Annotated in this window: 9 protein-coding genes; 4 read left to right on the top strand and 5 right to left on the bottom strand. The window is 66.9% G+C overall.

The features are described from left to right. Positions 1-94: 94 nt before the first annotated feature. Both IEX43_RS14250 and IEX43_RS14245 read right to left on the bottom strand, forming a co-directional pair. Positions 95-3601, bottom strand: a complete 3507-nt coding sequence (locus tag IEX43_RS14250; protein ID WP_188811976.1) for a bifunctional proline dehydrogenase/L-glutamate gamma-semialdehyde dehydrogenase — start codon at positions 3599-3601, stop codon at positions 95-97. Between the two features lie 322 nt (positions 3602-3923). Then, positions 3924-5387: an amino acid permease gene (locus IEX43_RS14245; protein WP_188730975.1), complete on the bottom strand. Its 1464-nt coding sequence runs from the start codon at positions 5385-5387 to the stop codon at positions 3924-3926. A gap of 155 nt (positions 5388-5542) precedes the next feature. Between IEX43_RS14245 and IEX43_RS14240 the strand changes: the two genes are divergently transcribed. The 4 genes from IEX43_RS14240 (at position 5543) to IEX43_RS14225 (ending at position 9119) form a co-directional block, all read left to right on the top strand. Continuing rightward, positions 5543-6457, top strand: a complete 915-nt coding sequence (locus tag IEX43_RS14240; protein WP_104188472.1) for a LysR substrate-binding domain-containing protein — start codon at positions 5543-5545, stop codon at positions 6455-6457. 108 nt (positions 6458-6565) lie between these two features. Further along, the gene (panD, locus tag IEX43_RS14235) at positions 6566-6991 is read left to right on the top strand and encodes an aspartate 1-decarboxylase (RefSeq protein ID WP_172801470.1); all 426 of its coding nucleotides are present in this window, start codon (positions 6566-6568) and stop codon (positions 6989-6991) included. A gap of 51 nt (positions 6992-7042) precedes the next feature. After that, positions 7043-7969, top strand: a complete 927-nt coding sequence (locus IEX43_RS14230; RefSeq protein WP_188811974.1) for an AEC family transporter — start codon at positions 7043-7045, stop codon at positions 7967-7969. 13 nt (positions 7970-7982) lie between these two features. Then, on the top strand, positions 7983-9119 hold the full coding sequence (locus tag IEX43_RS14225; protein WP_188811973.1) for an FAD-dependent oxidoreductase: 1137 nt from the start codon (positions 7983-7985) through the stop codon (positions 9117-9119). Positions 9120-9197: 78 nt separating this feature from the next. Here IEX43_RS14225 and IEX43_RS14220 read toward each other — a convergent pair whose 3' ends face one another. The 3 genes from IEX43_RS14220 to IEX43_RS14210 all read right to left on the bottom strand — a co-directional run bounded on the left by IEX43_RS14220 (position 9198) and on the right by IEX43_RS14210 (position 14580). Then, on the bottom strand, positions 9198-10682 hold the full coding sequence (locus IEX43_RS14220) for an MFS transporter (RefSeq protein ID WP_188811971.1): 1485 nt from the start codon (positions 10680-10682) through the stop codon (positions 9198-9200). A 62-nt stretch (positions 10683-10744) separates the two neighbouring features. Continuing rightward, positions 10745-13375 (bottom strand): trehalase-like domain-containing protein, encoded by a 2631-nt coding sequence (locus tag IEX43_RS14215; RefSeq protein WP_188811969.1) that lies wholly within the window; start codon positions 13373-13375, stop codon positions 10745-10747. Positions 13376-13590: 215 nt separating this feature from the next. After that, positions 13591-14580 (bottom strand): LLM class flavin-dependent oxidoreductase, encoded by a 990-nt coding sequence (locus IEX43_RS14210; protein ID WP_188811967.1) that lies wholly within the window; start codon positions 14578-14580, stop codon positions 13591-13593. Positions 14581-14694 lie beyond the last annotated feature (114 nt).

The following is a 14694-nucleotide window of genomic DNA, read 5'->3' as shown; positions in this document are numbered from 1 at the left end:
CCGCGCAACAGGCGCGGACACCAGGCATCAAAAAGGCTGGCCGGCCACCTAGTGGTGGTCGGCCAGCCTTTTTCTTGCCTCAGGGCCCCCGCTGCTAGATCAGGGCATCCGAGAGGTGGTTGGGGGTGCCGAAGCGGTGGGCGGTGATGCTGACGGCCTGTTCGTGCAGGAAGGGCAGCAGCTCAACGCGGCCCGCTTCGGTCACCGGGTGCGCGTAGATTGCCAGGTCGGGGCGTCCCCCGGCGGCCTTTGCCAGGGCCGCGGCGGTGCCGCCGATCAGGCGCACGCGGCCATTGGACAGCTTGCCCACCGCCGCGAGCCTGCCTGCCGAAACCAGCCAGTCGGTGTCGGACTCCACCGTCACCTCGATGTCCAGGGCAATCAGCACCGGGCGCAGCTGGGCGGGAAGCTCGACGGCGGTGGAGACGGTCAGCTCCGAACCCGCAAGCACGCCGGCCGCCACGGTCCGGACCAGGTGCGCCAGCGGCGCACCCTCGGACAGGCGCACCGTCACGGGAAGGCTGCGGTAGCGGAAGATGTTGCGTTCCGCGCTGAGTCCCGAGACGTCCTTCGCGGTACCGAACTCGTCTGCCCAGGCCTGCGCGTCGGAGGCGAGCGCACGCTGGACGGACTCGAGCTCAGCGGGTTCCAGGGCGGAGCCGGCCGCGTTGAGGATGCGGCGCACGCCCGCGTGGGTGATGCCGGCCTCCGCGGTGCTTGTGGCAGGGGCCCAGTCGCCCAGGCCTGCCAGGTAGTTGGGTCCGCCGGCCTTGGTTCCTGCACCGACGGCTGACTTCTTCCAGCCGCCGAACGGCTGCCGCTGCACAATGGCACCCGTGATGCCGCGGTTCACGTAGAGGTTTCCGGCCTGGATACTGTCCAGCCAGACGCCCAGTTCCTCGGAGTTCAGGGAGTGCAGCCCGGCGGTGAGGCCGTACTCGATCTGGTTCTGGAGATCGATGGCCTCTTCCAGGGTGTCGGCGGTCATCACGCCCAGGACGGGCCCGAAGAATTCGGTGAGGTGGAAGTAGGAGCCGCGTTTGACGCCATAGCGCACGCCCGGGCTCCAGAGCCGGCCGGTGCCGTCCAGCTTCTTCGGCTCAACGGCCCAGTTTTCCCCGTCGCCCAGGGTGGTAAGGGCGTTGAGGAGCTTGCCGCTGGCGGGCTCGATGATCGGCCCCATCTGGCTGGTGGGGTCCTCCGGGTAGCCCACCTTCAGGGAGGTGACGGCGTCGATCAGCTGGTTGTGGAAGCGCCTGGACTTGGCCACGGAGCCCACCAGGATCACCAGTGAGGCGGCCGAGCACTTCTGGCCGGCGTGGCCGAACGCGGAGTAGGCCACGTCCTTGGCTGCCAGGTCCAAGTCCGCGCTGGGGGTGACGATGATGGCGTTCTTGCCGCTGGTCTCGGCCAGCAGCGGCAGGTCCTGGCGGAAGGACCGGAACAGCTCGGCAGTCTCGTAGCCGCCGGTGAGGATCACCCGGTCGACAGCCGGGTGGCTGATGAGCTGCTTGCCCAGCTCCCTTTCACCGAGCTGCACCATGGTGAGCACATCCCTGGGAACGCCGGCCTCCCACAGTGCTTCGACCATCACGGCGCCGCTGCGGGCGGCCTGCCTGGCAGGCTTGATGACGACGGCGGAGCCGGCGGCGAGCGCGGCGAGGGTGGACCCGGCCGGAATGGCGACCGGGAAGTTCCACGGCGGCGTGACTACGGTGAGCTTCGCTGGGACGAACGTGGCGCCGTCGACCTTGTCCAGCTTCCGTGCGGACTCGGCGTAGTAGTGGGCGAAGTCCACAGCTTCGCTGACCTCCGGGTCGCCCTGATCGATGGTCTTGCCGGTCTCGCTGGCCATGACCTCGAGCAGGTCGGCGCGGCGGGCTTCGAGGACGTCGCCGGCGCGGTGCAGGATCTCGGCACGTTCGGCGCCTGAGAGCGCGCCCCAGGCCTTGCCCTTTTCGACGGCGGTAGTGATGGCGTCGTTCAGCTTTGCTTCGTCGTTGATGAACGCGGCTTCCACGGCAGCGCTGCCGAGCGTGGAGGACGGGACGCGCTCCAGGATGGCGCGGCCCCAGTCGCGGTTGGCCGGCAACGACGGGTCGGTGTCCGGGGTGTCCTTGAACGAGTCGTGCGGCAGGGGCTGCGGCGGGAGGTTGCGGTCCTGCTGGCGGTTGGCCGGCGGGACACTGTTGTCCAGCGCGTCGAGGGAGGACAGGAAACGCTGCTTTTCGCGCTCGAACAGCGATTCGTTCTCGCTGAGTTCAAACACGGCGGACATGAAGTTGTCCTGGCTGGCGCCCTCTTCGAGGCGTCGGATCAGGTAGGCGATGGCGACGTCGAACTCGGCCGGGTGCACCACCGGCGTGTAGAGCAGGAGCGAGCCGACGTCCTTCTTGACGGCCTCGGCCTGTCCCTGCGCCATGCCGAGCAGCATCTCAAACTCGATACTCTGCGGTGCGGTATCCGCAATGCCGCGCTGCTTGGCAAGGAGCCAGGCGAAGGCGATGTCGAACAGGTTGTGGCCGGCCACGCCAATCCGGATGTTCTTGATCCGCTCCGGGTGCAGGGAGTAGTTGATGACGCTCTTGTAGCTGGTGTCCGAGTCCTGCTTGGTTCCCCACGTTGCCAGCGGCCAGTCGTGGAGGGAGGCTTCCACCTGCTCCATGGGCAGGTTGGCGCCCTTCACCACGCGGACCTTGATGGCGGCGCCGCCGTTGGCGCGGCGCTCAGCGGCCCAGTCCTGCAGGCGGATCATGGCGGAGAGTGCGTCCGGAAGGTAGGCCTGAAGCACGATGCCGGCTTCAAGGTTCTTGAACTGGGGCTTGTCCAGGATCCTGGTGAAGACCGCGATGGTCATGTCCAGGTCCTTGTACTCCTCCATGTCCAGGTTGATGAACTTGGCCTTGGGAAATGACGCTGCCCGCTCGAACAGCGGGGTGAGCTTCTCGACGACGTGCTCAACGGCTTCGTCGAAGGCCCATGGCGAGTGCGGGGCCACCGTGGAGGAGACCTTGATGGAGACGTAGTCGACGTCGGGACGTGCCAGCAGCGTGTGCGTGCCCTCGAGCCGGCGGGAGGCCTCGTGCTCGCCCAGGACGGCTTCACCCAGGAGGTTGACGTTCAGCTTGATGCCGTCCTTGCGGATCTTGGCAATGGCAGGTCCCAGCTTGGCGTCGGTGGCGTCAACGATCAGGTGGCCCACCATCTCGCGCAGGACCTTTCGCGCGACCGGGATGACAACCTGCGGCAGGACCGGGGCCATGGTTCCGCCAAGTGCCACGGCGCTCCGCATGTACCAGGGCAGGAAGGCCGGGACTTTGGGGGCCAGAGCGGCGAGGTTTCGTGCGGCGACGTTCAGGTCCTCGGGGCGGACCACGCCGTCCACGAAGCCAACGGTGAACTCCAGGCCGTTGGGGTCCTTCAGGACGCCGGCGAGCTGCTGGGCAGAAGCGTCCACGGGAACCTTGGATGCCTCGGTCAGCCAATGGCGGACCAGTGCCACCGCTTCGTTGGCCAATGCCTTGGCCTGGGGCACGTCGACATCGACAGTCCGGGGCGCAGTTCCGGTGGCGACTGCCGGTTCCATTGCAATGTGGGTCATGGCTTTTCTCGTTCTTTCCTGGGGTTCAAGGAGGTCTTATCCACCAGTATGAGCTTCCAGTCACATAAGATAAAGCGATCTTTTCTAAGCAATACAGGTTAGAAAAGATGAACTATTGCACATCGCCGGATTGCCCCTTCCCCCACCCGACGCTCTCTCACTTAACGCCGCAAATTCCCGGACGCTCTCCCACTTGATGCGGGAAAAACGGAAACGCTCTATCACCCTCCACAGGAAGGTGATAGAGCGTCCGGGGGTAAAGCGACGTTAGGTGATAGAGCGTCCGGGGTAAAGCGACGTTAGGTGATAGAGCGTCCGGGAGTCAGACGAGGGGGCGGTGCATCTCCACGATCTCCTCATGCCGGGGGCTGTTGGGGTTCATCAGCGAGTGCTTCTTTCCGTAGAAGAAGTAGATCGCCAGGCCAACAAGGAGCCAGACGCCGAACCGCGCCCAGGTTTCCCAGTGCAGCTGGAACATCAGGAATGCCGACGCCAGGACACCGAAGGCCGGGATGAACGGCATGAACGGCAGGCGGAAGGTCCGGGGCGCATCCGGCTTCTTGTAGCGGAACACGATCACCGAGAAGCAGACGACGACGAACGCGGCCAGGATGCCGATGTTGGTCAGGTCGGCAACAGCCTTGATGGGGAACACGCCTGCCAGCAGGGCGGAGGCGACGCCGGCAATCCACGTGACGCGCTGCGGGGTGCCGTGGCGGTCCGTCTTGGAGAACCAGCCGGGCAGCAGGCCGTCGCGGCTCATGGAGAACCAGACGCGGGTAACGCCCAGGAGGAAGGTCAGCATCACGGTCAGGATGGACAGGACGGCGAACACCGAGATGATGGTGGCAATCACCGGCAGGCCCACACCCGTGAAAGCGGAGGCAAAACCGGCCGTGGGGTCAATGTCCTTGTAGTTCTGCATGCCGGTCAGCACCAGGGTGGCCGCCACGTAGAGCAGCATCGCAATAATCAGGGAAAGAATGATGGCCTTGGGCATGTGCTTCTTGCCGTCCTTGGCCTCTTCCGCCGCGGTGCTCATGGCGTCGTAGCCGAAGACGGCGAAGAAGACCGTGGCCGCGCCGGCCAGGACCGGGCCGAAGCCGCTGGGCATGAACGGGTTGTAGTTGTTGGTGTCGATGTAGAAGACACCCAGTCCGATGATAAAGAGGATGAGGATGACCTTGATGGCAACGGCCACGAGTTCGAACCGGCCGAAGGCCTTGGTGCCGCGGGACAGGATCCAGGTCACGATCAGGCAGACCACGATGGCCGGAATGTTGACGATGCCGCCCCGGCCTTCGTCAGCGGTGGACGTCATCCAGATGGGCATGTTGATGCCGATTCCCGAGAGGAAGGCGTCGAAGTAGCCGGAAATGCCGATGGCAACCACCGCCACGATGGCGATGTACTCCAGCAGGAGGTCCCAGCCGATGAACCAGCCGATGATCTCGCCAAGCGCCACGTATCCGTAGGTATAGGCGGACCCTGCGCGGGGAATCATGCCCGCGAATTCCGCGTAGGACAAAGCAGCGGCGGCCGACGCAAGGCCTGCCACCAGGAAGGAGATCAGCACCGCGGGCCCCACGCCGGGTGTGCTCTCGCTGCCGGCGGCCACCAGTCCCGCGAGGGAAAAGATGCCGACGCCGATAATGCCGCCTACGCCGATCGCCGTAAGCTGCCAAAGCCCGAGTGACTTAAAGAGGCCACTGTGTTTGTTCTCTTCTTCAATGTCGTCAATGGGCTTGCGCCGCATGATCGACTGGGTCATATCTCTAGTGCTCATCAGGAACTCCTGCTTGGGGTGCGACCCCGTCACGGCGCGCGCGAAGAATCGCTTGTGACGGGGGTAACTCGGTCCCAACAGTATGCAAGCGGGATTGCGTTAGATAAAGTGACTACTTCTAACCTATATTCGTTAGTTTCGGTAAGGATTTCCCTATGCTTGACGTCCGCCGGCTCCGTCTACTCCGTGAACTCAGCATCAGGGGGACCCTCGCGGAGGTGGCGGAGGCACTGCAGTACAGCCCGTCGTCGGTCTCCCAGCAGCTTGCCCTGCTGGAAAAGGAAGTAGGCGTCGAGCTGCTCCGCAAGACGGGGCGCCGGGTGCAGCTCACGCCCCAGGCCGAAGTCCTCGTGGCGCATACCGCAAGCCTGCTGGAAACCATGGAGCAGGCCGAGGCGGACCTGGCGGCATCGTTGACAACGGTCACCGGCACCGTCCGGATTGCCGTTTTCCAGTCGGCAGCCCTCGCCCTCATGCCGGAAACACTCACGCGCATGTCCCGCACCTACCCCGAGGTCCGGATCGAGATGATCCAGCGGGAGCCCGAGACCGCCCTCCACGAAACCTGGGCCCGCGATTTCGACCTCGTCATTGCCGAGCAGTATCCGGGCCATGCCGCCCCCCGTTATCCCGAGCTGGACAGGGTCAAGCTGACCACCGATGCCATCCGGCTCGCCGTTCCGCCGGCGTCCGACGGCGGCCCCGCCATCTCCTCGATCGAGGACACCGCGGAACTCGCCTGGGTGATGGAGCCGCGGGGTGCCGCGTCGCGGCACTGGGCTGAGCAGGCCTGCCGGAGTGCGGGGTTCGAACCCGACGTGCGCTATGAGACCGCTGATCTCCAGGCCCAGATCCGGCTCATCGAGTCGGGCAACGCCGTGGCGCTGATGCCGGACCTGGTGTGGACCGGCCGGGACACCACGGCCCGGCTCCTGGATCTGCCGGGGAAGCCGCGGCGCACCGTCTTCACCTCGGTCCGCCGCTCCAGCGCAAAGCGCCCCGCCATCCTGGCTGCCCGGGAAACCCTTGCAGCCACGGCAGGAGCAGTGGCGGGGGACGTCGCCGGGTGACCGGCCGCCGTCGAACGTGTCCTTGCACCCCGGAACTCCGGTCCTCCCTGCGCAAGTGTTTCCTGCGTCACTGCGCGGCAGGGCCCCCGCCGCTAGACTAAAGCCGTTATGAATCGAACAATGTTCAAGTCCAAAATCCACCGGGCCACCGTCACTCACGCTGACCTGCACTACGTAGGTTCGGTCACCGTCGACCTGGACCTGCTCGAGGCCGCCGACATCCTGCCGGGTGAGCTGGTGTCCATCGTGGACGTGACCAACGGCTCCCGCCTTGAGACCTACACCATTGCCGGCGAGCGCGGCTCCGGCGTCATTGGCATCAACGGGGCCGCGGCCCACCTGATGCAGGAAAACGACATTGTCATCCTGATTACCTACGCGCAGATGACCACCGAGGAAGCCAAGAGCTACGAGCCCAGGGTGGTCCACGTGGACGAAAACAACCGCGTGATCCAACTGGGGAACGACCCCGCCGAGGGCCTTACCCCGGGCTTGCTGCGCCCCCCTTTCGCACTTAACAACGCCGCACTGTAACCGGAGCGTGAGCCCCGGTCCCCTGCTCCGCCGCGCCCTGCGGGCTGTGCCATGCTAGGCGTGCTGGCCGGCTTCTTTGTGGTGTGGTGCATCATCCTGGTGGGCTGGTTCGTGGGCCGGCAGAAGATCCTGGGTGACAACGCCCGGCAGGTGCTGAGCTCCCTCACGTTTTTCGTCGCCAGCCCGGCACTGCTCTTTGAAACCCTCAGCAAGGCGCGCCTCGCCGAAGTCTTCGCGGCTCCGCTGCTGGTAGCGGCGGTGTCCGCCATCGCCACGGCCACGATCTTCTTTGCCATTGCCAAGTTCTGGCTCAAACGTTCGCTTCCCGAGTCGCTGATGTCCTCCATGGCGGCTTCGCTGGTCAACTCGGCCAACCTGGGCATTCCCATCGCGGTCTACGTGCTGGGCGACGCCAGCTACGTGGCGCCGCTCCTGATCTTCCAGCTCGCCTTCTTCACGCCGCTGTTCCTGATGCTCCTGGACTCAAGCACCAGCAGCCACCGCACCACGCCGCTGACCTTCCTCGTAATGATCGTGCGGAACCCCATGATCGTCGGCTCGGCGCTGGGCCTGCTGGTGGCAGGCACCGGCTGGCAGATCCCGGAACTGGTCATGGAGCCGATCCACCTGATCGGCGGCGCGGCGATTCCCGCCATGCTGATCGCGTTCGGCATGAGCCTGAACGGCACCCGCCCGCTGCAGGCGTCCGCGGGCCGCCGCATGGACACGCTCCTTGCCAGCGCCTTCAAACTCGGCGTCCAGCCGGTGCTTGCCTATCTCTTGGCCCGCTTCCTGCTGGGGCTGGAGGGCCACATCCTGTTCGCCGTCGTCGTGACCGCCGCGCTGCCAACCGCGCAGAATGTCTTTGTGGCCGCCAGCCGCTACAAGACCGGCCTTACCGTGGCCAAGGACACCGTTTTGATAACCACCGTGGTGGCAGTGCCGGCCATGATCGGCGTGGCGCTGCTGCTGACCTGACCCTGGAGGGCTGATGGAAACAGTTGTGGACACCGTGGTGATCGGCGGCGGGGCGATGGGCTCGGCGGCCGCGTGGGCGCTGTCGCGCCGCGGCCGGCAGGTGACGCTGGTGGAGCAGTTCGGGCCCGGGCACCGGATCGGGGCCTCCCACGGCACCACCCGCAACCTGAACCCGGGCTACCACCGGCCCGAGTACGTGGCCATGCTGGCCGAGGGGCTTGCCCTCTGGGACGAGCTCGAGGAGGAAAGCGGGGAACAGCTGCTGGCGCGCACGGGGGTGGTCAACCACGGGCCTGAGCCGCTGTTCGCCGACGTTGCCGCCGCCCTGGAACAGGCCGGGATCCGCGCGGAATTCCTCCACCCCGAAGAGGCCGCCGAGCGCTGGCGCGGCATCCGCTTCGACCAGCAGGTGCTCCACCTGCCCGACGGCGGCCAGCTCAACCCTGATGCGGCCCTCCCTGCCATGCAGCGGCTCGCCGTGGCCCGCGGCGCCGAGATGCGGCACCACACCAAGGTGGTGGACTTCCAGGTCATGGACGACGGCGTCCGGCTGGTTGTGGAGTCCGCAGCCGGAACGGAGGTGCTCGCCGCGGCGCAGGTGGTGGTGACGGCCGGCGGCTGGACGGAAAAACTCCTGGGCGGGGCGGTCACCAACGGCTCCGGGTTGCGGATTCCGCAGCTGCGCGTCACCCAGGAACAGCCGGCGCACTTCCGGGTCACGGACCCGGGAGCAGCATGGCCTGGTTTCAACCACTATCCGGGGGCGGGCGCGGACTACAAGGGCTGGTATTCCCCTGTGTACGGGATGCAGACTCCGGGTGAGGGAATTAAGGCCGGCTGGCACGGAGTGGGCCCCGTGGTGGATCCGGACCGGCGGTCCTTCCTTCCGGAGCCTGTGCAGCTTGCCGCCCTCCAGGAGTACGCCCGGACATGGCTGCCCGGGGTGGACGCGGACTCCTTCGAGGCGGTCAGCTGCACCTACACCACCACCCCGGACGAGGACTTCGTCCTGGACCGGATCGGCCCCGTGGTGATCGGCGCCGGATTCTCGGGCCACGGGTTTAAGTTCACCCCCGTCATCGGCCGGATCCTTGCGGATCTGGCCACCGGCACCCGGCCCGCTCCGGAGATCTTCCGCGCCGGTCGCTGATCGCCGGCTACGAGTTGCCGGCCACGGTTGCCGGCTGCTGGTTCCGGCCGCCGGTGCCGGAAGTCAGCGTGGGGCAGGCTATCGAGAGCTGTCCTCCGCGTCGGTGAGGACCGGCTCCCCGCTGCCCCCGCCGTCTTCGCCGCCGGCGTCCTTTGTGCCCGCCCGCACGGCAGGCATTGCCAGGACTGCTGCCACCGTCAGGACCCCGGCTGCAAGGGCAGCCACGAACACCGCACCGGAAGCGGCCACCACCGCCGGGCCGTTGCTGCCGCCTCCGGCCGTTTGCCCGTAGATGGCGTTGGCCACGGCGCCGAAAACGGCCACGCCCAGTGCGCTCCCGATGGACCGGGCGAACATGTTGGTGCTGGTGACCACACCCCGCTCATTCCAGGAAACGCTGGACTGGGCAGCGATCAGGGTGGGGGTGGCCACCAGCCCCAGGCCGAGTCCGACGACGAAGCAGCTGGCGGCGACCAGCGCCACGCTGGGAGCAGCCGCGGTGAGTGCAAGGACCGCGAGGCCGGCCACGGTGATGGAGATGCCGATGAGCGCTGTGGCCTTGAACCCGATCCGCAGGTAGAAGCGTCCGGCCTGCGAGGCACTGATCGGCCAGCCCAAGGTGAGTGCCGCCAAGGCCAGCCCGGCGACCAGTGGCGAGCTGGCCAACGCACCTTCCAGGAACGTGGGCACGTAGGACGTCAGTCCGATCATGACGGCACCGACGCCGAAGGACACGAGGGCTGTGGTGCCGAGGAGCCGGCGGGATATCACCCAGGATGGCAGCACGGGCTCCGCCGCGCGTCGTTCCACCAGGAGGAACAGGGCCAGCAGCACCCCTCCCACGGCAAAGATGCCAAGACTCACCGGTGAAGTCCAGGCCCAGCCCTGGCCGCCCTCGAGGGCACCAAGGATCAGCAGGCCAAGCGAAGCCGCCAACAGCCCCGCGCCGGCGTAGTCCACCCGGTGTTTGGCCCTTTCCACGTTCTCGTGCAGGGTCCGGACGAGCATCCATCCCGCCAGCAGGCACAGCGGGATGTTGACCAGGAAGATTCCGCGCCAGAAGCCCACGGCGGCAAAAATGCCGCCCAGGCTTGGTCCCACCACGGAGGAAACCGCCCACACACTCGCGAGGTAGCCCTGGACCTTGGCCCGCTCCTCCAGTGAGTAGATGTCCCCTGCGATCGTGATCGAGACGGGCAGCACTGCGCCGGCACCGAGCCCCTGCAGGGCACGGAAGGCGATCAGCGCGGGCATGCTCCAGGCGATGCCGCACAGCACAGACCCCAGGAGGAACAGCCCGATGCCCGCAAGGATGATCGGTTTGCGCCCCACCATGTCCGAGAGTTTTCCGTAGATTGGCACGGAGACAGCCTGAGCCAGCAGGTACGCCGAAAAGAGCCAGGGGAACGACTCGAACCCGCCGATGTCCCGGACAATCGACGGAACGGCCGTGGCCACGATGGTGGAATCGATGGCCACCAACCCGGTGGCGAGCATCAGGGCAATGAGGATGGGGCCCCGTTCAGAACGGAAGCCCACTCCCTGGGCGCGGGTGGCGGACATAAGTCTCGTTTCGGTTTCCGGGTGGTGTCACCTCCACTCTAGGTACCCAGGAAGAAGGCCGACTACCGTTTGTCCTGGTGTTCGTCCAGGATCCGGGCGCAGCGGATGAAGCCGAGGTGGGAGTAGGCCTGGGGGTGGTTTCCCAGATGGGTTTCGGTGCCGGGATCGTACTCCTCCGGCAGCAGCCCGGTGGGCCCGAAGAGGTTCACCAGCTGGTCGAAGAGGTCCCAGGCTTCCTCGATCCGGCCCGTGGCAACGTACGCCTCGATCAGCCAGGTGGTGCAGATGTGGAAGCCGCCCTCCAGCCCCGGCAGGCCGTCGTCGTACCTGTACCTGAACACGGTGGGCCCCACCCGGAGTTCCCGCTCCACGGCGGTGACGGTATCCAGGAACCGCTGGTCCGTGACGTCCAGGAGCCCGGAGAGCCCGATGTGCAGGACGGCGGCATCCAGGTCCGGGCTGTCATAGGCCACCGTGTAGGACTTCGCGGACTCGTCCCAGCCCTCCCGCAGGACTTCGTCCCTGATGGTGGCGGCCACCGGCGCCCAGGCTGCCTCGGGAACCCGGCCGTGGCGGGACGCCGTGCGGAGTGCGCGATCAAGGGTCACCCAGCACATCACTTTGGTGTAGATGTGGTGCCGCGGTGCCCGGCGGGCCTCCCAGATGCCATGGTCGGGTTCGTGCCAGCGGGCCAGGACGGCTGACGCCATCTGGACCATCAGCTCCCAGTGTTCGTCGGCGAGTGCCCCCTCCCGTTCACTCAGGGCAAGGATCAGCTCGGCGATGGGGCCAAAGACATCCAGCTGGACCTGGTGGTCAGCTGCGTTGCCGATCCTCACGGGACGGGACCCGGCGTACCCGGGCAGGCTGTCGATGACGGCTTCCGTGGAAAGGGGTGCGCCCGTCACGGAATAGAGGGGGTGCAGCCATTCGGGGCCGGGGGCGTGCTCAAGGATCCGGCCCAGCCAGGACAGGAAGCCCGCGGCCTCCCGGGTGGAGCCCAGGTCCACCAGCGCGTTGACGGTCATGGAACCGTCCCGCAGCCAGCAGTACCGGTAATCCCAGTTCCTCGTCCCGCCGATCCCTTCGGGCAAGGAGGTTGTGGGTGCCGCCAGTACCGCGCCCGTGGGTTCATGCACCAGGGCACGCAGGACCAGGGCCGACCGCCGGACCAGGGATGGTTTGACGCCCGGCAGGACGAGCCCCTGCACCCACTGCCGGGCATGCAGCGCCACCGCGGAGCGCCGGTCCGCCTCACTTTCGGGTACCGCGGGCTGGTGCTCCGTGTCTCCGCAGCGCAGGTTCAGCACCACCGGGCCGTCCTGCAGGTTGACGGCGGCGGTGGCCGTGGCGTGGCGCCCGTCCGAGGTGATGCTGAAGGTCACGCCGGGCGCCAGCAGGATGAACGGCTCCGACGTCCCCACCACGTGCAGTTCCTCGCCGCGGGCCTCCATGCTGAACGGGGCGTTGGCGTAGTCCGGCCTGGGGGCAAAGGTGATCCTGGCGGCGCCATTGCCGGAGAGCACCCGGACCAGGCTGGTGATCCCCTCAGGGGCCGGCTCAAGGTAGTCCGTTACCGTAACGTCCGCCCAGCGGGTTTCAACAATCATGGTGCTATCCACGTAGCGCTGCCCCAATACCTGGGAGGCCTTGACCGGCTCCACCGAAAAATGACCTGCGGCGTCTCCGCCCAGGATGTGCGCGAACAACGATCCGGAGTCAGGCAGGGGGTGGCTCATCCAGCAGATTTTCGCGTCCGGTGTCACCAGGGCTGTCGAGGATCCGTTGCCGATCAGGCTGTGCCGTTCCAGGCCCACGGCGTCCTCGCCGAAGAGCCAGGCACGCCGCAGCTCGAACAGGATCGCCAGCACCCGGGCGAAGGATTCCGGGTCGCGGAGCCGGTAGGAGGCAGAGGTCTCCCCCAGGCCCACCCGCAATCCCATGTCCGGCCCGCGCAGGGTGGCCATGGCCAGTTCATCGCTGTCCGCGTCACCCGCATACATGGCCGCGCTGGCTCCCAGCCTGGACCGCAGGCTTTCCAGGGCCTCCGCCTTGGACGGCTCCACCACGGACAGGTCCAGCACGGAGCCATCCACAATGAAGTGCAGTCCGTGGGCGCGGGCCACCTCCCGTGCGGTGTCCGTCACGGCCGCCACGATGTCCGGGGCTGCCGGCCGGGTGTGCACCGAAACGGCCACGGGTTTGCGCTCTATCCAGATGCCCTTCTGGAACCCCACGGCCTCGTTGAGCGCGGTGTGGACTTTTTGCAGGACAGACTCGGTGGCGAGGGTCTGCTGGTGCGCGAACCCCATATCGAATTCGGCGCCGTGCGAGCCCACCAGGTGCACCTCCGCCGGCAGGCGCGATACCGCGGCGAGGTCACGCAGCGACCGCCCGGAGATGACGGCGGCGTGGGTGTTGGGTAGCGCTGCCAGGGCGCGCAGCGCGATGGCGGCACTTCCCAGCGGGAGCGTCTCGGTGGAGATGCCTTCGGCGTCGCACAGGGTTCCACCGTAATTGCAGGCCACAATCAGCCCCGGTACCCGGGCCAGCACCTTCAGTTCCGCCAGCAGCGCAGGCGTGAGCCCTTCGTCGGCGGCGTCGGACTGGACGAATGTCCGGAGCATGCCCAGCGGCAGGGACCTGGTGAGCAGTGCGGAATCCGCGACGCTTTGGTTCAACGGCGTTGGCATCCATGTACCCCTTTGAGGCAGGACCGGGCCGGGACTACAGCCGCTGGATCTCCTGCGGGCTACCGGTTGGTGCCCCTCCCCGGGGTTCCCGGAACTCCGGAGGGGGCACTCCCATCGTCAGCCTCCGCGGTTACCCCCGAAAGTCCCCTGTATTGCGTATGTGTAAAAGTCTGCGGTCCCTGCGGCTGCACGCACAGCGGGCTATAACTGCCCGCTCAAACCCGTGCCAGCCCCGCGGCTTCGGCCAGGAGCTCCACGGACCGCAGCCGGGCGTCCGTGCCGGTGCTCTGGTGCGCCACGATGAGCTCGTCGGCGTCGGCGTGCCGGCCGAAACTGTCCAGGTAGTCCATGACGACGTCGGGCGTTCCCACCGCGGAATTCGTCATCATCTGGGAGACGTGCTGCCCCTGCGGCGAATCGAGGATCATGTCCGCCTCGTCGTCCGTGAACTCGCGGCCGCCGCCGAAGAACAGCGACACCCGTGCACGTTTGGTGGCCTGCATCATGGCCTGCGCTTCGGAGGCCGAATCGGCGGCAATGACGTTCACACCGGCGATGACATGCGGGGCATCCAACTGCGCCGAGGGCTTGAACTCCCGGCGGTAGAGGGCCACCGCGTCCTGCAGGGCGTTCGGGGCAAAGTGGGAGGCGAACGCGTACGGCAGCCCCAGCTGGGCGGCGAGGCGCGCGCCGAACAGGGACGAGCCCAGGATGTACAGCGGCACGTTCGTGCCCTTGCCGGGGGTGGCTTCCACGCCCTGGATCCGGGTGGGCCCGGTGAGATAGCCCTGGAGCTCCAGGACGTCCTGCGGAAAGCTGTCGGCGGACATCGGGTCCCGCCGCAGCGCGCGCATGGTGTTCTGGTCACTTCCCGGCGCACGTCCCAGGCCAAGGTCGATGCGGCCCGGATGCAGGGTTTCCAGCGTGCCGAACTGCTCGGCGATGGTCAGCGGTGAGTGGTTGGGCAGCATGACGCCGCCGGCGCCGAGGCGGATGCTTTCGGTGTGTGCGGCGACGTGGGCTATGAGCACGCTGGTGGCGGAGGAGGCGATCGAGGACATGTTGTGGTGCTCGGCGTACCAGACGCGGCGGTACCCCAGCTTTTCCGCGCTTTGTGCCATGGCCACGCTGCCCGCGAAGCTCTCCGCCGCCGTCTGGCCCTTCCCGATGGTTGCCAGGTCAAGGATGGAGAGGGGGAGAGTCACGTCGGGTGCCGGCCTTTCAAAGCTGTTCATTGGGTTCGCGCCCGCCGGATCGCGGCAGGCACTTGATGCATAACGACGGCGGGGGCCGGCTTATTTCAGCCCGTCCAGGAATAC

The organism is Pseudarthrobacter polychromogenes, from assembly GCF_014644495.1.
Classification (GTDB): domain Bacteria; phylum Actinomycetota; class Actinomycetes; order Actinomycetales; family Micrococcaceae; genus Arthrobacter; species Arthrobacter polychromogenes.
The sequence above is the reverse complement of the archived record's forward strand: the minus strand, read 5'-3'. Positions and strand labels throughout refer to the sequence as shown.